Source organism: Myroides sp. N17-2, assembly GCF_002286775.1.
Taxonomy (GTDB): Bacteria; Bacteroidota; Bacteroidia; order Flavobacteriales; family Flavobacteriaceae; genus Flavobacterium.
This window is the reverse complement of the sequence record NZ_NSGJ01000066.1, coordinates 1-19,265: the sequence shown is the minus strand read 5'-3', so window position 1 is coordinate 19,265 and position 19,265 is coordinate 1. Positions and strand designations below refer to the sequence as shown.

14 protein-coding genes are annotated in these 19,265 nt (G+C 36.2%); 6 read left to right on the top strand and 8 right to left on the bottom strand.

What is annotated here, in order from left to right; genetic code table 11:
• The first annotated feature begins 151 nt into the window (after window positions 1-151).
• A complete protein-coding gene (locus CF599_RS18150; protein ID WP_254050362.1) occupies window positions 152-814 on the top strand; it encodes an IS982 family transposase in 663 nt (220 codons plus the stop codon).
• A 119-nt stretch (window positions 815-933) separates the two neighbouring features.
• Here CF599_RS18150 and CF599_RS18145 read toward each other — a convergent pair whose 3' ends face one another.
• Together CF599_RS18145 and CF599_RS18140 are read right to left on the bottom strand one after the other, a co-directional pair.
• Complete coding sequence (locus CF599_RS18145; protein WP_121967361.1) at window positions 934-1,539, bottom strand: Ig-like domain-containing protein; 606 nt, start codon at window positions 1,537-1,539, stop codon at window positions 934-936.
• Between the two features lie 453 nt (window positions 1,540-1,992).
• Window positions 1,993-3,372 (bottom strand): hypothetical protein, encoded by a 1,380-nt coding sequence (locus CF599_RS18140; RefSeq protein ID WP_121967360.1) that lies wholly within the window; start codon window positions 3,370-3,372, stop codon window positions 1,993-1,995.
• Window positions 3,373-3,636: 264 nt separating this feature from the next.
• Here CF599_RS18140 and rfbA point away from each other — a divergent pair, with 264 nt between their 5' ends.
• Together rfbA and CF599_RS18130 are read left to right on the top strand one after the other, a co-directional pair.
• Window positions 3,637-4,494 (top strand): glucose-1-phosphate thymidylyltransferase RfbA, encoded by an 858-nt coding sequence (gene rfbA / locus CF599_RS18135; RefSeq protein WP_121967359.1) that lies wholly within the window; start codon window positions 3,637-3,639, stop codon window positions 4,492-4,494.
• 350 nt (window positions 4,495-4,844) lie between these two features.
• Window positions 4,845-5,294 (top strand): endonuclease domain-containing protein, encoded by a 450-nt coding sequence (locus tag CF599_RS18130; protein ID WP_216821880.1) that lies wholly within the window; start codon window positions 4,845-4,847, stop codon window positions 5,292-5,294.
• A 69-nt stretch (window positions 5,295-5,363) separates the two neighbouring features.
• Here CF599_RS18130 and rfbB read toward each other — a convergent pair whose 3' ends face one another.
• From rfbB to CF599_RS18100, 6 genes are all read right to left on the bottom strand, one after another.
• Window positions 5,364-6,410 carry a dTDP-glucose 4,6-dehydratase gene (gene rfbB, locus CF599_RS18125; protein WP_121967358.1) on the bottom strand — a complete coding sequence of 349 codons (1,047 nt, stop codon included), beginning with the start codon at window positions 6,408-6,410 and terminating at the stop codon, window positions 5,364-5,366.
• A 303-nt stretch (window positions 6,411-6,713) separates the two neighbouring features.
• Window positions 6,714-7,922 carry a UDP-N-acetyl-D-mannosamine dehydrogenase gene (wecC, locus tag CF599_RS18120; protein ID WP_121967357.1) on the bottom strand — a complete coding sequence of 403 codons (1,209 nt, stop codon included), beginning with the start codon at window positions 7,920-7,922 and terminating at the stop codon, window positions 6,714-6,716.
• Between the two features lie 99 nt (window positions 7,923-8,021).
• Window positions 8,022-9,143, bottom strand: coding sequence for a non-hydrolyzing UDP-N-acetylglucosamine 2-epimerase (gene wecB, locus CF599_RS18115; protein WP_121967356.1), 1,122 nt, complete (start codon window positions 9,141-9,143; stop codon window positions 8,022-8,024).
• Window positions 9,144-9,336: 193 nt separating this feature from the next.
• Window positions 9,337-10,737: a UDP-glucose 6-dehydrogenase gene (locus tag CF599_RS18110; protein ID WP_121967355.1), complete on the bottom strand. Its 1,401-nt coding sequence runs from the start codon at window positions 10,735-10,737 to the stop codon at window positions 9,337-9,339.
• A 611-nt stretch (window positions 10,738-11,348) separates the two neighbouring features.
• Window positions 11,349-14,783: a methylmalonyl-CoA mutase family protein gene (locus CF599_RS18105; protein WP_121967354.1), complete on the bottom strand. Its 3,435-nt coding sequence runs from the start codon at window positions 14,781-14,783 to the stop codon at window positions 11,349-11,351.
• 140 nt (window positions 14,784-14,923) lie between these two features.
• Entirely contained in the window at window positions 14,924-15,694 is a 771-nt protein-coding gene (locus tag CF599_RS18100) for an N-acetyltransferase (RefSeq protein WP_121967353.1), read from the bottom strand.
• A gap of 1,071 nt (window positions 15,695-16,765) precedes the next feature.
• Here CF599_RS18100 and CF599_RS18095 point away from each other — a divergent pair.
• Genes CF599_RS18095 through creD form a run of 3 tightly spaced genes read left to right on the top strand, consistent with a single transcriptional unit; the run spans window position 16,766 to window position 19,050 of the window.
• The gene (locus tag CF599_RS18095; protein ID WP_121967352.1) at window positions 16,766-17,395 is read left to right on the top strand and encodes a hypothetical protein; all 630 of its coding nucleotides are present in this window, start codon (window positions 16,766-16,768) and stop codon (window positions 17,393-17,395) included.
• An 8-nt stretch (window positions 17,396-17,403) separates the two neighbouring features.
• Window positions 17,404-17,703, top strand: a complete 300-nt coding sequence (locus CF599_RS18090) for a transcriptional regulator (RefSeq protein WP_121967351.1) — start codon at window positions 17,404-17,406, stop codon at window positions 17,701-17,703.
• 51 nt (window positions 17,704-17,754) lie between these two features.
• Window positions 17,755-19,050 carry a cell envelope integrity protein CreD gene (gene creD, locus CF599_RS18085; RefSeq protein WP_121967350.1) on the top strand — a complete coding sequence of 432 codons (1,296 nt, stop codon included), beginning with the start codon at window positions 17,755-17,757 and terminating at the stop codon, window positions 19,048-19,050.
• Window positions 19,051-19,265: the final 215 nt, after the last annotated feature.

The following is a 19,265-nucleotide window of genomic DNA, read 5'->3' as shown; positions in this document are numbered from 1 at the left end:
CAATGTTATATTTGACATCAAGAGAGTCTTTTTTAGGTGTGCAACTCAAAGATAATTTGAGATCCTTAATTTACTCTCTTTTTTTGTGCCTTTTTTTAAACGTTTAGGACGCTATTGATCTTAAATTTAAATATACAAAAGATTTTCACCTATGATTTGTTTTAATAAAATTACTGATATTTTTTGTATTGTAGATGAATTCTGCAAAGATTTTGAAAATCCTACTAAATCGTTTCTTTTAGGGAATCCCTCAAAGCGTCCATCTAGAATGTCTAAATCCGAAGTAATCACCATTTATCTTCTATTTCATTTAAGTGGTTTTCGTTGTTTTAAGCATTTCTACATTTATTATGTTCAGAAGCATATGACAAAAGAGTTTCCCAATACTGTTTCTTATAATCGTTTTGTAGAGTTGATGCAATCTATGATTATGCCAATGACTATCTTTGCTAAAACATGTTGTTTAGGGAAATGTGCAGGTATTTCATTTGTTGATTCTACTCCCATCCAAGTTTGTAAATCGAAAAGAATCAGTAGAAACAAAGTTTTCAAAAATATAGCAACAACGGGTAAGTCAACTATTGGTTGGTTCCATGGTTTTAAACTTCATATCATTATTAATGATAAAGGCGAAATCTTGAGTTTTGCCATTACTCAAGCTAATGTAAATGATCGTGATCCTTTGAAAAACGAAGGGTTCTTAAAAAATATCTTTGGAAAACTATTTGCTGATAAAGGGTATATTGGTGCTAAACTTGCTGAATTATTGTTTCTAGATGGGATCGAATTAATTACTAGTATAATAAATATTTAGAAAAAAAAGTAAATACAAAATAGCTCTAGTAATATCTTATCCAATAACACACATCCAAATGGCAGTTTTGAAATTGATTTTAAACAAGTTACTTTTTCAAAAGACAAAACCAAAAGATTTTACTTAACACCTGTTACTACTACATAGATAGATGCACCTACACTCTTGTTATTTTTAACGGTAACCTTAACATAAGCTTCTCCACTCTGAATACCTGTTACAATTCCTTTTTCATCTACACTTACCATAGCAGGAGAAAATGTAGTCCAAATAAGATTCTCTTTCTTTAAATTCATAAAGTCAAGGACTTTGGTAAGATCGGTTGTTGATTCTTTAAGCATATCTATTTCTACTTGCCCTTGAGTAAAGAAGAGCTTCATATCCTTGACAATAACCTTTAAGGTAGCCTTTTTATTTGTTCCTTTAATCTTAGCTGTTATTGTAGTTTCACCATAGTCCAAAGGCTTCAGACTTATTTTAAAAATATCAATAGTATTGATTACCTTTTTATTACTACTACTCCACTCTATATCAAAAACATCAGTTTCATCATTTATCTTTAACTCTTTTAGCAGAGAAAGATTATCATCCAATAATAAAACACATTCACTATTCCTAAATTCTATAGCTGGTGTTTGTCCCTTTAATCCTGTATTATCATCAGACGAACAATTAAAAAACAGAAAAGAAAGAAATAATAATAGTGTGTACTTTGATCTCATCATATATAAATTAGGTGTAGATACAAATCTATGAAATAAAAACACATCTCATCCTATCAATACACAGTCATTAAAAGCTAATAAGCTTATTAATATTAGCCCTATCCTGTAGCCATAGTGTCCATATAACATCATACCTATAAAAACATCCACAATCGACATAAACCAACATCGCATCCTATCAATACACAGTCATTAAAAGCTAATAAGCTTATTAACATTAGCCCTATCCTGTAGCCATAGTGTCCATATAACATCATACCTATAAAAACATCCACAATCGACATAAACCAACATCGCATCTTCACAGGACCAAACGCTAAAAAAGTGCCTAGTAGGCAGTTTTAACGATGGAGCCAGCCGGCGCACAAAGATAACTTCACAACATCACATCACAAAAAAACCCATCTATTACTAGACAGGCTTTCCTTTTCAATATTAGGTGATTATTGATATTTAACTCGGAGTTACTGATACTCTTTTTTTCTCGGTTGTCCCATGAAAAGACAATGTATACTCTATATAGGCTCTTCTGACATTATCAAACTTGATTTTATAAACCTTATCTAATGCATAAGTAGCTCTATCATTATATAGTACACGTCCATTACCATCATAGAGGGTAAAGTCACTGACTCTAATATCGTTATTAAAGTACCTCCAGATATTAATCTGTCCATCGCCAGAGTACATCCCGTCTGGTGTGGCATTAACCAATATATTTAAATCGGTATAGACATATTCCGAAAAGTTGCGCACATCTATTTTCATAATGAGCTTAACATTCGGATTTGTTCTACTTCGAATAGTTAGATTGGTTATTCCATGTTTACCAGGATAAGTTGTAATCACACCTTGATTATCCACAGTAATAATAGGATTCTCTACGATAAACTCTACTTCATCTAAAGTCTCTCCCAATGGCAATAATTTTAAGTACAAAGTAGGACTGTTTCCTTCATAGACCTTAAGTTCATTTCCCAACGGAGCAGTAATGGCTAAAATACCTTTCGAAACAACTCTAATCGTTAGGTATGTCTTTTCACCATTTGGCAAGGTTACTGTCAATTCTCCATTTGCCAACTGATCACTGTATAACACTCCTGGTGATACAACTACAATAGGGCTATAGTTATCTATTTCCCATTTAATACCCTCTGTACTAGCTCCCTCCGGAATAACTTTAAAGGGAATCTCTACATTAGACATCGCATACATCTCCATTATTTTAGCTGGAAAAATAATACGCTCTATCTCGTTCTTTTTGACTGTAATCTTGATTTCATCTTTTGGGGTACCACTTTTAGTCTGAACGCTTACTGTAGTAACACCTTCCCTATGTGGAGTAATTATTCCCTTATTTACTGATACAATACCTTCATCGGCACTACTCCAAACAAGATCTCCTGATCCAATTCCTTTAACGTCTAGGAGTTCATTTAGATCAAAGGACTTCCCGTTGACAATAGCAAGTTCCTTTAGCTTAAACTTCAAAACTTGCTGACGTACAATCACCTTCATACTCGTTTGCTTAGCAGTGTTCTTCACTTTTGCTGTAATCACAGCTTCCCCCTCGCCCACTGACTTAGCCATACTCCCATCAATCCTAACTGCTTTAGGATTATCACTGTTCCATACTACATCTTCTCTGGTTGCATTTTCTAATGTCAACTCAGTAAATAGGTCAAAACTATCATTTATCAACATCGTCTTTTCTTTATTCTTAAAAGTGATAGTTACTGTTTTCTCAACTACATCTGATCCTCCTCCACTATCTGAAGAACAACCAGAAGCAATTATAGAGAAAATCGCTAATAGTATTAATCTTGCTTTCATAATAGTACAATTTATAGTGTTTTGTCTTACTACAATTTACGACAACAAATGGCAAAACACAGTTTATCTACTTATATTACTATACACTAAACTACTAAAAACCAAAGTATTAATTTAAATATTCAAACAATTTGCGAACATTTGCAAAAGTTGTATTTTTAGTTATATTAGTGATGGCGTGATCACACAGATTGCAAATCTGCGCGATCACCACATCACAAACCAACAAAAAAGCTTAACTTTATCGCTTATTACAATTGAGATATGAAAGGAATTATTCTTGCAGGTGGATCGGGAACTAGATTACACCCATTAACGTTAGCAGTAAGCAAACAACTTATGCCGATATACGATAAGCCGATGATTTATTATCCCTTATCAACGTTAATGTTAGCGGGGATTAATGAAATACTGATTATCTCTACTCCGCATGATTTGCCTCACTTCAAAAAACTCCTTGGAGATGGTTCTATCCTTGGGTGCCAATTTTCGTATGCGGTACAGGAGGAACCTAATGGATTGGCTCAGGCTTTTGTTATTGGGGAAGAGTTTATTGGTTCTGATGCTGTAGCATTAATCTTGGGAGACAATATATTCTACGCTAGTGGGATGTCTAAACTCTTGCAGCAATGTGCTTATTCGGGTGAACCAACGATATTCGCTTACGCTGTAGCAGATCCAAAGCAATATGGTGTAGTGGAGTTTGACAAGGATAAAAAGGTAATTTCAATAGAGGAAAAACCGGCTAATCCTAAGTCTAATTATGCAGTTCCTGGGCTATACTTCTATACCAATGACGTAGTTCAAATAGCCAAAAACATCACTCCTTCCGCTCGTGGAGAATATGAGATTACGGATGTAAATAAAGAATATTTGCGTCAAGGCAAACTTAAAGTTGGTATTCTTGACAGGGGAACGGCGTGGCTTGACACGGGTACTTTCGCCTCTCTTATGCAAGCAGGGCAATTCGTCCAAGTCATTGAGGAACGCCAAGGACTTAAAATTGGTGCAATCGAAGAGGTCGCTTATCGCATGGGATATATCAACAAAGAACAACTTAGACAAATAGCTCTCCCTCTGTGTAAAAGTGGGTATGGTGAGTACCTGATGGCGATAGAATGATTTTGTTGTTTTTTTGTGATGGACCACCCCGCCTTTCAGGCACCCCTCCAAGGGAGGGGAATGTATTGGGTGCCGACGGTACGTCTACTCTGTATCTCTATGCGGTACTACTATTCCCCTCCTGTGGAGGGGTGCCCGCAGGGCGGGGTGGTCTTATGCTGTGCTACTAATCGAGGTGGTTTATGTAGTTAGTACAGATTCTTTATACAAAAATTATCACGCTAATCCTCATCACTTCAGTGACATCCGCAAACATATTTATCTTGATATTATGATAAATATTATGCCCTAGAGTGTAATTGAGGTATAGATATTGTGGTAAGTATAATACAATCTATACTATAAAAAAGATGGATATTAACAAAGAGACACGCACTACTTTACCACTCCGTAAGAGAGATACAGTAAGATATATGCAATTACCTTATAATCCAAAGTTAACACTTTATGCTAAAGCATTGCGAAAAGCGGGCAATTATGCAGAGGTAATATTTTGGAGTCAGGTACGTAATAAGCAGTTTTTAGGATTGGATTTTGATCGCCAAAAGATAATAGGCAACTATATTGTTGATTTTTTTAATGCTAATTATTTTGTAATTATTGAAATCGATGGTGATAGTCATATAGGTAAAGAAAAAGAAGACGCTCAACGCCAAGCTTACCTAGAGAGCTTAGGGTTAGTAGTTATCCGTTTTACAGATTTAGAGATTAAAAATGACCTTGATAATGTTATGCGATATCTAGAGAAGTGTTTTGCACTTGAGGCAGATATTTACCCACCTCCCTCACATACAAGTTAACCACCCCACCTAATGCCGAAGGCAAAAACAAAAACACGACATCACATCTTCACAAAAAAACGAAAACTATTACTTATACTGCTCGTGATAGTAATCAGCATATGCTCCACTAGTCACATTATCAAGCCAATCTTGGTTATTCATATACCACTCTATGGTCTTGGCTAACCCCTCTTCGAAAGTAACTGAAGGTGCCCAACCTAATTCTTTATTGATCTTAGTGGCATCAATAGCGTAACGCAGGTCATGACCTGGTCGGTCTTGTATAAATGTGATTAGTTGTTCACTCTCTCCTACTGCTCTACCTAGGACAGTATCCATTTGTTTACACAGTTCTTTTACTAGGTCGATATTTTGCCATTCATTGAAGCCTCCGATATTATAAGTCTCTGCATTACCTCCTCTGTGAAACACATCGTCTATCGCTCTAGCATGATCAATCACGAATAACCAATCGCGGGTGTACTTGCCATCGCCATAGATAGGTAGTGGTTTCTTATTTATAATATTGTGTATACAAAGTGGAATCAACTTCTCCGGAAAGTGATTCGGTCCATAGTTATTAGAGCAATTGCTCACGACATACGGCATTCCATAGGTCTCACCATAAGCACGTACGAAGTGATCTGAACTAGCTTTAGAGGCTGAGTAAGGTGAATTAGGATCATAAGCTGTAGTCTCTGTAAATAATCCAACTTCTCCTAATGCTCCATATACTTCATCTGTACTGATGTGGTAAAAACGCTTTCCTCCCCATTGGTTTTGCCAAAGTGATTTGAAGGCTTGTAACAGGTTAACTGTTCCCAATACGTTGGTACGTACAAAGGCTAGAGGATCTGTAATAGAACGGTCTACATGTGACTCTGCTGCAAGGTGTATTACTGCATCGAACTGATATTCTTGAAATAATTTGTTTATCAACTGTTCATCAGTGATATCTGCTTTTATAAAAGTATAGTTAGGAGAGGATTCTACATCTCTTAAATTGTCTAGATTACCTGCATAGGTTAGCGCATCTAAATTATAGATGTGGTATGTTGGATATTTAGTAACAAATTGTCTAACAACATGTGATCCAATAAATCCTGCTCCTCCTGTAATTAGTATCTTTTTCATATTTTTGTTTTTTTTTACCCTCGCACGCCGGCTGGCTCCATCGCTAAAACTGCCCACTGGACACTTTCTTAACGCTTGGCCCTGTGATTTTGTTTGAGATAAATCATCTTTTATAAGTTGATTTAAACTATTAAAGCTTATTTGTTCACCATCACAACATCACGACATCACATCTTCACAAAAAAACATCACATCATCTAAGTACATAATGCCGTAGGCAAATAACAACATCACGACATCACGAAATCACATCTTCACAAAAAAACATCACCTAATTCTCAATTAAGCGAAGCGTCCCCTTTTCTATCGACGTACTCCACAAAAGTCTAATACAACTTTACCTGTTGGAATATCTAGGTTTTTAAACTCTTTATGTGCTACTAAGAAAACAACGATATCTGCTTTTTCTATTGCTACTTTATAATCTGTTAGTTTAAATATCTTATGATCTTCTACGTTTGGCTCTACAATAAACATATCTGCATCTCCTGAATCTTGTAAAATACGCTCTGCAATATAAATGGCAGGTGACTCACGTAAATCATCAATATTCGGTTTAAATGCAAGTCCCATTACTGCAATAGCTGGTTGACGTCCTTGTTTTAATTCAAACTCTAAACGTGCTGATTTTACTTTCTCAGCACACCAAAACGACTTATAATTATTAATTTCTCTAGCTTGTCCTATAATTCTAGATTCCATCGGGAATTCTGATACTATAAAGTAAGGATCTACTGCGATACAGTGTCCTCCTACTCCACAGCCTGGCTGTAAAATGTTCACACGTGGATGCTTATTCGCTAGGTCTATTAACTCCCATACATTAATACCTGCTTTATCACAGATTAGTGATAACTCATTAGCAAATGCAATCTGTACATCACGAGAAGAGTTCTCTGTCAACTTACACATCTCTGCTGTACGAGCATTGGTTGGGTGTAATGTTCCTTGTACAAATTGACTATAAAAAGCAATAGCCTTTTGAGTAGATGCTTCATCAACACCTCCAATTACTCTATCATTATTTACTAGCTCGTACATCACATTTCCTGGTAGTACTCTCTCGGGACAATATGCTAAGAATATCTTACCTATTAATTCTGGGCGTTCACTAAAAATATACTCCATCATTTTCTCTGTAGTTCCTACAGGTGAAGTAGATTCAATGATGTACATATCTCCTTCTTTTAACAATGGTAAAATAGCTGTAGTAGCAGCTTTCACATACGAAATATCAGGCTCGTGATTTCCTTTAAACGGTGTTGGCACCACTACAAGATAAGTGTCCGCAACAATAGGTGTTGTAGAAGCTTTTAAATAACCTGCTGCTACTGCTTCAGCAACTGCTTTATCTAAATCTGGTTCAACGATATGAATCTTTCCCGCATTAATTGTATCTACCACATGCTGTGAAATATCAACTCCGTGTACTCCAATCTTGTTTTGTGCTATTAAAGCAGATGTAGGTAATCCTATATACCCTAAACCTATTGTTACTACTTGTGTATTCATTTTCTTTTATTTTTTTGTGATTTTGTGATTTGCTCGCGCGGATTTACAATCCGTGTGAAGCAATTCCTAATTCTTTATTAGACGTAAAGTATTACGTCTCTACTGTAATTTGCTAATAAATTCAACGATGCGCTCACATGCTTTTCCATCTCCATATGGATTGTGCAAAGCAGACATTTGTGCATATCGTGTTGTGTCTGTTAATAGACTATTCGCTTCGTTTACAATCTTATCTTTATCTGTTCCCACTAAAATTACTGTTCCTGCAACTACTGCCTCTGGACGTTCTGTAGTATCACGCATTACTAATACGGGTTTACCTAAACTAGGTGCTTCTTCTTGTACCCCTCCACTATCCGTCACAATCATATAACTCTTATTCATCAACCAAACAAATGAAGGATAAGCTAAAGGAGCTATCAAATGGATATTATTTATACCTGATAGAATTTCATAAACAGGTCCTTTTACATTCGGGTTTAAATGTACAGGATATATAATCTGTACATCCTTATGCGTTGTCGCAATCTCCTTTAATGCTTCACATATACGGATAAAACCATCACCGTGATTCTCTCTTCTGTGTCCTGTGACTAATACTAATTTCTTAGTACTGTCAACTATCTGTTTTAACTGATCTATTTCTGTATTTTGCAAGTCTTCTACTCTCTCTACACTCTCTAATAAGGCATCTATCACCGTATTTCCTGTAATCAAGATATCTTGAGGAGCGATATTCTCTCTTAACAAATTCTCTTGAGAAGCTGTTGTTGGTGCAAAGTGATAATCCGTTACCCTACCTGTAATCTGTCTATTAATTTCCTCAGGAAAAGGTGCTCGTTTATCGTGTGTGCGCAATCCTGCCTCCACGTGACATATCTTTGCTCCACTATAAAATGCAGCGATACTTGCAGACATAGTAGTCGTGGTATCTCCATGCACATACACATAATCTGGTTGAAACTCTTCTAGAATAGGTTTTAAACCTACGATAATATCTCCTGTTAGAGAATATAGATTTTGATTAGGTTTCATCAAATTCAAATCATATTCTGGTACGATATCAAAGAATTCCATCACCTGATCTAACATCTCTCTATGTTGTCCTGTAACACATACTCGAGTATCAAATTGGGTATTGTGTTTTTTAAACTCCTTAACTAGTGGTGCCATTTTGATAGCCTCTGGCCTAGTACCAAATACTATTAAATTCTTTTTCATATTGTTTTATATTGTTTTTTTGTGATGTTGTTTTTTTGTGTTTTCGTTGTTTTGTGTGCCGATAGGGCGTGATGTATATTGTCGGCAAACGATGTCACCTAATGCCGAAGGCAAATAACAACATCACGACTTCACATCTTCACAACCTCACGAGATCACGACTTCACACCTTCACAAAAAAACATCAATTTAATTAATTCCCCTTCCCTATCGTATATACTTCAAAACCGATGTTCTCTAATGCTTGATGATCTAATATATCACGTCCATCGAATATAAAAGCTGGTTTTTGCATATTGTCATAGATGCGTTGCCAATCATACTCTTTAAACTCATCCCATTCTGTTAATATAGCGATTCCATGTGCGGCTTCTAAAGCTGTATATGGATCTGTATGTGTTGTAAGATGTTTTTTATTCTTTTCAGGGGTGCGTGTAGCTAGATAATCTAGATCAGATAACATCTGAAGATGGGTTACCTTAGGATCATATACATGTATCTGTGCTTCCTCTTCCATTAATTCATTTGCTACATAGATAGCTGCTGACTCCCGAGTATCATTTGTATCTTTCTTAAATGCCCACCCTAAAAAGGCAATTTTCTTATCGTTAACAGTATTAAATAATGTAGTCACAATCTTCTCTGCAAAACGATGCTTCTGATGATCGTTCATAATAATCACTTGCTCCCAATAGTCTGCAACTGCATCTAATCCATAAGACTTAGCGATATACACTAAGTTTAGAATATCTTTTTGGAAACACGATCCTCCAAATCCTACAGAGGCTTTTAGAAACTTGCTCCCTATACGGCTATCTGTACCAATGGCTCTAGACACTTCACTCACATCAGCTCCTGATACTTCACATAACTCTGAAATAGCGTTAATAGAAGATACACGTTGTGCTAAAAAGGCATTGGCTGTAAGCTTAGAAAGTTCTGACGACCATACATTAGTACGCAAGATACGCTCCTGAGGAACCCAAGCTGCATAGATAGAGGCAAGTGCTTCAATAGCTTCTTGTCCTTCCACAGTCTCTGCTCCTCCGATCAGAACACGGTCTGGATTCATTAAATCAGCAATAGCAGTTCCCTCAGCTAAAAACTCAGGATTCGATAAGATTTGGAATTCTACGCCATTACCTGTTTGATCAAGAATACGTTTAATGGCTTGTGCAGTACGCACAGGTAGTGTTGACTTCTCAACGACTATTTTATTTGTCTTGGCTACTCGAGCTATTTGTCGAGCGCATAGTTCTATATATTTTAGATCAGCTGCCATCCCTTTGCCTTTTCCATAAGTCTTGGTAGGGGTATTAACAGATATAAAGATCAAATCTGCTTCATCAATAGCTTTATCTACATTGGTATCAAAAAATAAGTTACGCCCACGTGCTTCAGCAACGATAAGATCTAATCCCGGTTCGTACACAGGTAGTTTCCTTAAGTCTGTATCATTCCAAGCGTTAATACGCTCCTGATTGATATCCACTACTGTAATCTGAATATGTGGGTTCTTCTGTGCAATCACTGCCATAGTTGGTCCTCCTACATATCCTGCTCCTACGCAACAAATCTTTTTAATACTTTTCATATTTACGATTATCAGAATATTTGATGTCTATCTCCTTTGAGTTAAACACTCATAAATGCGAAGATAGTATATCTATCAGAAAAAAACCTTTTTCTATATTGCCTTTTATAAGGAATAACACTTATTATTTTGTGTGCCAATAGAGTGTGATATAAACTATGGACATATAACCACAGTTTACAGACCTAATAAAGTAGATGATAACATATATCCACACCATATATTACATAATCAACATAAGGTACAGACGCAATATTTTGCGTGTCACATAATATATGTCATACAGTGTGGATATACCCCGTCATATATAACACAATCTATTTCCACAACAGTACAGACAGGGCAGAGCGTTTAAAAAGTGTCCTGTGGACAGTTTTAGCGAATGAGCTAGGAGAAGTAAAGATTAGTCTACACAACGTAACCACAATGTAAATGTGATAAAATTACTATGGGCAGAATGGGTATTAATAAAAAATATACTAGATATTTTCTTAGCATTATGTGACACACAAAGTGCTGCGTCTCTATTAGTAAAACCGTCAACTGTAAACAAAAAAAAGCCTGTGAACACTACGTCCACAGGCTTTATATAAATAAGCGATTATTATATCTTACATATTGCGTCTGTACTGTCCTCCTACTTCAAATAACGCTGAAGTAATCTGACCTAAAGAACATATTTTAGAAGCATCCATCAGCGCTTCGAAGATATTGCCATTTTGGATAGCGATCTCTTGGATGCGTTCTAACTCTGCGGTTACTAACGCTTCGTTAGCTTGATTTAAGTTCTCCTTCGTTTTGATTTGGAATAACTTTTCTTCTTTCGTAGCACGGATTACCTCTGCAGGAACTACTGTAGGCGAACCTTTAGAGCTCAAGAAAGTATTTACTCCAATGATAGGGAACTCACCATTGTGTTTTAGCGTTTCGTAGTACAGTGATTCCTCTTGGATTTTAGAGCGTTGGTACATTGTTTCCATTGCACCTAATACTCCTCCTCTTTCCGTGATTCTGTCAAACTCTGCTAATACAGCTGCTTCTACTAAATCTGTTAGTTCCTCTATGATAAACGAACCTTGTATTGGATTCTCGTTTTTAGCTAATCCAAGTTCTTTATTGATGATTAACTGAATTGCCATTGCTCTACGTACAGATTCTTCTGTAGGTGTAGTAATAGCCTCGTCATACGCATTTGTGTGAAGAGAGTTACAGTTGTCATAGATAGCATAAAGTGCTTGAAGCGTTGTACGGATATCATTAAAGTCAATCTCCTGTGCGTGAAGTGAACGCCCTGATGTCTGAATATGGTATTTCAACATCTGTGCACGCTCATTAGCACCGTACTTATTCTTTAATGCTTTCGCCCAAATACGACGAGCTACACGCCCGATTACTGCATACTCAGGGTCAATACCATTCGAGAAGAAGAAAGATAAGTTAGGCCCAAAAGCATTAATATCCATCCCTCTGCTTAGGTAATACTCCACATACGTAAATCCGTTAGCCAATGTAAATGCCAACTGTGTAATAGGGTTCGCTCCTGCTTCTGCGATGTGGTATCCTGAGATAGACACAGAGTAGAAGTTACGCACGTTTTTCTCAATAAAGTATTCTTGTACGTCACCCATTAAACGAAGTGCAAACTCCGTAGAGAAGATACACGTATTCTGAGCTTGGTCTTCTTTTAAAATATCTGCTTGTACTGTACCACGCACTTGTGATAAAGTCTCTGTTTTTATCTTTTGATAAACATCTTGAGGCAATACTTGGTCTCCTGTTACCCCTAAAAGCATTAGTCCTAAACCGTCGTTACCCTCTGGTAAAGCACCATTATAACGAGGTCTTTCTACTCCTTTCGCTTTGTAGATTGCTTCAATCTGTGCTTCAACTTCCACTTCTAAGTCATTCTCTTTGATGTAGATCTCACATTGCTGATCGATAGCTGCATTCATAAAGAAACCAAGTAACATCGGTGCTGGCCCGTTGATTGTCATGGATACAGAAGTCAAGGCGTGCGCAAGGTTGAACCCTGAATACAGCTTCTTCGCATCGTCTAAACAACAGATAGAAACTCCCGCATTACCAATCTTACCATAGATATCAGGACGGTGTCCTGGATCGTTACCATATAACGTCACCGAGTCAAAAGCAGTAGATAAACGCTTTGCTGGCATCCCTAAAGACACATAGTGAAAACGTCTGTTCGTACGCTCTGGCCCACCCTCTCCGGCAAACATACGCGTAGGGTCTTCTCCCTCGCGTTTAAACGGATAAAGTCCTGAAGTGAAAGGAAACTCACCTGGTACATTCTCTTGTAATGACCAACGCAAGATATCTCCCCAAGCTTCATATTTAGGCAAGGCAATCTTCGGTATCTGTAAGTGTGATAAACTCTCTGAGTGCGTAGCAATCTTTATCTCTTTATCGCGAACTTTAAAGGAATAAACAGGATTCTTGTACTTGTTTACTTTTTGATCCCACATTAAGATAACTTCCCAATTGTATGGATCTAAGTTCATCTTCACCTTGTCAAATTCCTTTAACAGCAGGTTGATGAATAATTGTGTATCAACATCATTAGAAGCAACACTCTCTTCTACAATCCCTGATTTGTTAATCTCAGCTGATTTGCCTGATACACTCTCTGTTGTTTTAAATATCCCGTATAACTTCTGTGCTACCTCTTTTTGAGAAAGTACAGTATCGTCGTATTTACGGTTGTTCTCAGCGATCTCAGATAAGTAACGCGTACGATTAGGTGGAATAACATACACCTTCTCACTCATTTCTTTTGTGATCTCTATATTAGACGTTAGGTTAGCCCCTGTTTTCTCAACTACCTTATCCATAATCGCTTTGTACAAAGCATTCGTTCCTGGATCGTTAAACTGAGAAGCGATAGTACCGAATACTGGCATCGTATCAGGATTAGCATCCCATAAGTTGTGGTTGCGTTGGTATTGTTTCTTTACATCTCTGATTGCATCTAATGCACCGCGCTTATCAAACTTGTTGATTGCAACGATATCAGCGAAGTCAAGCATATCAATCTTCTCTAACTGCGTAGCTGCACCGAACTCAGGTGTCATAATGTATAATGAAGCATCAGAGTGATCTAAAATCTCTGTATCTGACTGCCCGATTCCCGAAGTTTCAAGAATAATTAAGTCGTAATTAGCTGCTTGAAGTACTTGAAGTGTTTCTTCCACATAACGCGATAACGCTAAGTTAGACTGACGAGTAGCTAATGAACGCATAAATACACGAGGGTTGTTGATCGAGTTCATACGGATACGATCTCCTAACAATGCTCCACCTGTCTTACGCTTAGAAGGATCGACAGAAACTAAAGCTACCGTTTTCTCAGGGAAGTCAATAAGGAAGCGGCGAACTAACTCATCTACCATAGATGATTTACCCGCACCACCTGTACCTGTGATTCCCAATACTGGTGTACTGCTGTGTTTCTCTGGATCAAATTGGAATACTTTAAGGAAGTCCTCTTCTCTATTCTCCGCTAAAGAGATTAAACGAGCTATCGTAGTGATGTCTTTATCTGCAAGAGATTGATACACGTCTTTTCCCTCTGGAAGTTGTAGATCCATCGTAGGGAAGTCCGCACGTTGTACCATATCGTTAATCATCCCTTGTAATCCCATTGCACGTCCGTCATCTGGAGAATATAGACGAGTGATTCCATAGTCCATTAGTTCTTTGATTTCACTCGGAAGGATTACTCCTCCTCCACCTCCTACGATGCGGATATGTCCTGCACCTTTCTCTTGTAGCAGGTCGTACATATATTTAAAATATTCGTTATGACCTCCTTGGTACGAAGTCATTGCGATAGCGTTTGCATCTTCTTGGATAGCTGTATTCACTACTTCTTCCACACTTTTATCGTGTCCTAAGTGAATTACCTCACATCCCGTCGCTTGTATAATACGACGCATAATATTAATCGCCGCATCATGACCGTCAAATAAAGCCGCAGCGGTAACTATACGCACCTTGTTAGTAGGCGTATAGGGTGTATTTTGTTGCATAATGTTTTAGTTTTTTGTAGAATGCCAATATAATAAATATTCGCTGAATTCACTACTGTCCACTAAATATTTGAATTTATCCTAAAGAAAGATGCAAATCGAATTGATAATCATACAACCACCTCATTAAGAGACATACTTTATGAGTTTATGCCATACTGCATCCACACGTTAGGCTCCACATAGACCCCGCAGTCATTTTTTAAATCAATCGTTATTGGATTAAGAAGTACCGGAAGCAAGTATTCTCCTGAGCTTTTAAAGGTCAGGCCTGTCCATGATTCCCACTCTTTGATAGTTCCTTCGACGATCATAGATTGGCTACATATTTTCACTATTTTAGCTCCTCCCTTAACGTGAGTACGAATCCAAGCGTCATAAGGTAGGCCCTCTTTATTTGTCCATTGGATATACTCCTCCATCGGAATAAGAGGAAAGTTCGTTTTAAGATTAGGGCGTATCGGAAGAATAAAAGCGTTTAAATTCATTTTAAGGGCGATGTTCTTCATATAACTGATTAGTTGATTGCTTATCCCTTTGCCTTGATATTCTTTGTTTAAACCAATCTGTAATGCACATAGTGTATTTGGCTTAAGTCCCTTCTCATTATCCAATACTGACTTCTCTAATGCCCAATCCCATCCTCTATCAGGAAGGTTAGCCAACTCTGCTTCTGACAAATGCAGAGGAATACAGTTCCCATTACCAACAACCACATCTCCTTCTAACAAATAAAACTGATAGTCAGCAAATAGCTCATATATCCTATCCCAATATTCTAGATTCACTTTATCTGCTAATACATAAGCAGGCCAAACATTAAACTGATCTACTTGATTATTATAGTTTATGCTTTGCGCTTCTGTCAAATCTTTAGCTGTGGTGAAAGTATAGGAAGTAATCTGTGTCATAATTCATTATTTAATTAATTGGCTGCAAGTAACAAATTTACTATTTACAACTCTTTCATTTAAACCTAAACTGACAAAAAATACTGCTCAAGCGAAATATTGAACACAAGCCTTCTTGATTTTCTAAATTTTATGAGACTAAGAAACCTAAGTAGTCTTAGCTATATTAGTGCTACTACACAAAGTAAGTTAATTCATAAGGCATTAATTTATAGTCAAATACTAGGGTGTCGTAAAATAATTAACTTTTAATGTATATATTTGCAAAGAATTGAAAATCAATATTTACCTCCTTTTTTTGGCCAATCCTCTAGGTCATTTTTTAAGCAATCAAAACATATAGTATTAGGATAAAATAGGTCTCTTTATGCTATCTCCCTTTGAGTGAGTCCATAGTGACTCCATTAAAATGGCTGTTTTAATGGAGTCACTATGCACGCACAATGCTGTCAATATCCATTCATATAAAAGGAGGTAGCAAACTCTTTAAAAAAAACTCTCGATAAGGTGGTTTTGGATTGGGATAAAAGTTTAGATATATAATCTTAAGGACGATTAATATCAATGATTCCTAAAGAATAGAACCATATTTAGAATAGCAGAGATACGAATTTAAATGTAACATATATAGGTGACATTGAAGTAAGTAAAAGCTATTGCTTATAAATTTATTCACTAATATATACGATTATTAGAACTACTTTATAGAATCTGTTCTTTAATTTAATCCTTGCTAATTTATAACTAAACTACTGATGCCTTTATAAACGATTAACTTACCTTTGCCCTTATTTAATTAAATAATCATGATTTTAAAAAAAATAATCTATTTTATCATTGTACTTGTCTTGAGTGCGGCCTACCCTACCTATCAATATATGCATAACCAAATGACAGGTATTGATGTATTTACATATACAGTTATTACATTTGTGATCATACACATACTTTATAGAATAAACTTTCCTGAATAAGTATAATTCATCTTATTAAAATATTTCTGCTTTTTTTAAATTATTACATACAAGTAAAGGTTATTTTACTAACTTTGTATTTCAAAGTACTTTTGCTATGACAAATAAAGCTATTGATGATTTAAATCAAATCAAGTCTATAATGGAACGCTCTACTAAGTTTTTAAGCTTAAGTGGGTGGAGTGGTATTTGGGTTGGTCTATGTGGACTAGCTGCATCTGCTGTCTTATATAGTTGGCAGTCTGCCTCTACCTATACCTATGAAGACTTAACCACAAGTGATCCTTATCAGACTACTTATACAGTAGAAATGCTATTGGCATTAGCTTTAATCACATTCATCGTAGCGATCACAGGAGGATTTTACTTTACAATAAGAAAGACACGCAAACTAGGTAAGTCATTCTTAAATACAACTACTAAGCGCTTATTAGTGCGTTTCTCTATTCCACTAATAATAGCGGGAATACTGTGTATAATATTCTATACACATTATTTATTACAACTAGCATTACCTACCACCCTATTATTCTACGGATTAGCCTTATTCAGTGTACAAGAAGATACTGTAAAAGAAGTAAAGGGAATCGCTATACTGGAGATTACTCTTGGGCTATTAGCTTTTTACTTTCTTGATTACACCCTATTATTCTGGGCGCTTGGCTTTGGTTTAGTGCATTTGCTTTACGGAATCATCCTTTGGAATAAATACGACAAAATTAAATAAACACATCTATGAAATTCGATTTAGAAAAATTAAACAAGGTCTTTGACAATCGCATCCGTGTAGGGATAATGAGCGGGCTGATGGTCAATGATACCCTTTCGTTTAAGGATCTAAAGGAATATCTAGATCTTACAGATGGGAACTTGGCTTCTCATCTTAAGAACTTAGAAGAAAGCAACTACATTACCGTGAACAAGGGATTTGTTGGAAGAAAAACCAATACTACCTATACTGCTACAGAAGAAGGCAAACTAGCCTTCAAAAAGCATCTAGCCTATTTAGAAAATTTAATTAATAAGTTGAAATAATTTTTTTACCCACACACTTTGAAAAACAAAGTACTTTAAAAATAGAAAAATATGATAAAAGAAAGTCAAAAACCAATGTTTAAGGGAATCGCTATTGCTGTGCTATCCCTAATGCTACTAATCACGTTACCGTTTATTACTAGCCTTATCCGCGAGAGAGAAAACTTCCAGGGAGAAGTAACTTCAGAAGTAACCTCTAAATGGGGACAAGAACAAACTCTGTATGGACCGTTCATCCTTATTGAATACAAAGAGCGTTCTGTAGATGCTGAAGGAAAAGTATTAACACATCGTACTAATTACCTACAAGTACCTGAAAAGCAAGTTATCACAGGTGATATCAAAACACAAGTAAAAAAGAGAAGTCTTTATGAAGTGGCTTTATACAACACGAACTTAGCTGTAGAGGCGCGCTATCCTACTATGGATAAAATAATAGAAAAACTAAAAGTAACTGATCCTGCTGATATCCTAAGTACTAAGCTTATATTCTCTATATCAGATAGCAAGGGATTTACGGAAGAGATTCTTATTAATAATGTAGCGGGTCAAGCTTTTGAACTTGATCGTGATTTAGGAGTAAATACTAACTATAACTTTTTAAGTTACGAGTTTGACAGAGAGACATTTAATATTTCAGAAATCAACTTCCCTATCAAACTAAAAGGATCAACTGAAATCAACTTCCTTGCTTCTGCTAAAGATACTAAAGTGGATATCAAGCCTGATTATAAAGATATTAAATACGTAGGAAACTATCTACCGGATACTGATGAGAAGCAAGCAAATACTGTATCAGCGAAGTGGACTATCTTTCAGCCTATCCCGATTAATACCTCTCTAGATAGCTTAGTTACTTTAGATACGTACAAATTCGGTATGAAGTTCATCCAAGTAAATGACTTCTACAGCAAGGTAAATCGTGCTACTAAATATGCATTATTATTTATAGGGCTTACCTTTGCTACATTCTTCTTTATGGAGAACCTGAAGAATCTAAGCATTAATATACTACACTATACATTAGTAGGATTGTCATTGTGTATTAACTTTGTACTGTTACTGTCTTTTGCAGAATACGTAGGTTTCTCTTGGGCATACATTATATCAGCATCAGCCACTGTCCTACTTATCACATCCTTTATATATGGGTTAAGTAAAAACTTCCGAATAGCAGCCTCTATATTTGGTTTATTAGCTGCGTTATACGCATTCCTATTCTTCTTATTACAATTAAAAGAAGCGGCATTAATAGTAGGAAGTATCGGACTATTCGCTGTTATCGCAGTCTTAATGTATTTCTCTAAACGCATTAAGTTTGGGGCAGATAAACAAGTTGAAATCTAACATTTGATTAAAAATAGCAAAAGGTCTCTTTAAAATACTAAAGAGACCTTTTTTATTACCTATCTTAAATACTTCTAATATAAACTTAACTATCTTGTATCAATAGCGTCCTAAACGCTTAAAAAAAGGCAAAAAAAAAGAGAGTAAATTAAGGATCTCAAATTATCTTTGAGTTGCACACCAAAAAACACTCTCTCTATGACAAATGTAACTTT

What these genes read in the sequence shown, in the direction of transcription:
- CF599_RS18150 (WP_254050362.1), top strand. Translation starts at nt 152, where the DNA reads ATGATTTGTTTTAATAAAATTACTGATATTTTTTGTATTGTAGATGAA.
- CF599_RS18145 (WP_121967361.1), bottom strand. Translation starts at nt 1,539, where the DNA reads ATGATGAGATCAAAGTACACACTATTATTATTTCTTTCTTTTCTGTTT.
- CF599_RS18140 (WP_121967360.1), bottom strand. Translation starts at nt 3,372, where the DNA reads ATGAAAGCAAGATTAATACTATTAGCGATTTTCTCTATAATTGCTTCT.
- rfbA (WP_121967359.1), top strand. Translation starts at nt 3,637, where the DNA reads ATGAAAGGAATTATTCTTGCAGGTGGATCGGGAACTAGATTACACCCA.
- CF599_RS18130 (WP_216821880.1), top strand. Translation starts at nt 4,845, where the DNA reads ATGGATATTAACAAAGAGACACGCACTACTTTACCACTCCGTAAGAGA.
- rfbB (WP_121967358.1), bottom strand. Translation starts at nt 6,410, where the DNA reads ATGAAAAAGATACTAATTACAGGAGGAGCAGGATTTATTGGATCACAT.
- wecC (WP_121967357.1), bottom strand. Translation starts at nt 7,922, where the DNA reads ATGAATACACAAGTAGTAACAATAGGTTTAGGGTATATAGGATTACCT.
- wecB (WP_121967356.1), bottom strand. Translation starts at nt 9,143, where the DNA reads ATGAAAAAGAATTTAATAGTATTTGGTACTAGGCCAGAGGCTATCAAA.
- CF599_RS18110 (WP_121967355.1), bottom strand. Translation starts at nt 10,737, where the DNA reads ATGAAAAGTATTAAAAAGATTTGTTGCGTAGGAGCAGGATATGTAGGA.
- CF599_RS18105 (WP_121967354.1), bottom strand. Translation starts at nt 14,783, where the DNA reads ATGCAACAAAATACACCCTATACGCCTACTAACAAGGTGCGTATAGTT.
- CF599_RS18100 (WP_121967353.1), bottom strand. Translation starts at nt 15,694, where the DNA reads ATGACACAGATTACTTCCTATACTTTCACCACAGCTAAAGATTTGACA.
- CF599_RS18095 (WP_121967352.1), top strand. Translation starts at nt 16,766, where the DNA reads ATGACAAATAAAGCTATTGATGATTTAAATCAAATCAAGTCTATAATG.
- CF599_RS18090 (WP_121967351.1), top strand. Translation starts at nt 17,404, where the DNA reads ATGAAATTCGATTTAGAAAAATTAAACAAGGTCTTTGACAATCGCATC.
- creD (WP_121967350.1), top strand. Translation starts at nt 17,755, where the DNA reads ATGATAAAAGAAAGTCAAAAACCAATGTTTAAGGGAATCGCTATTGCT.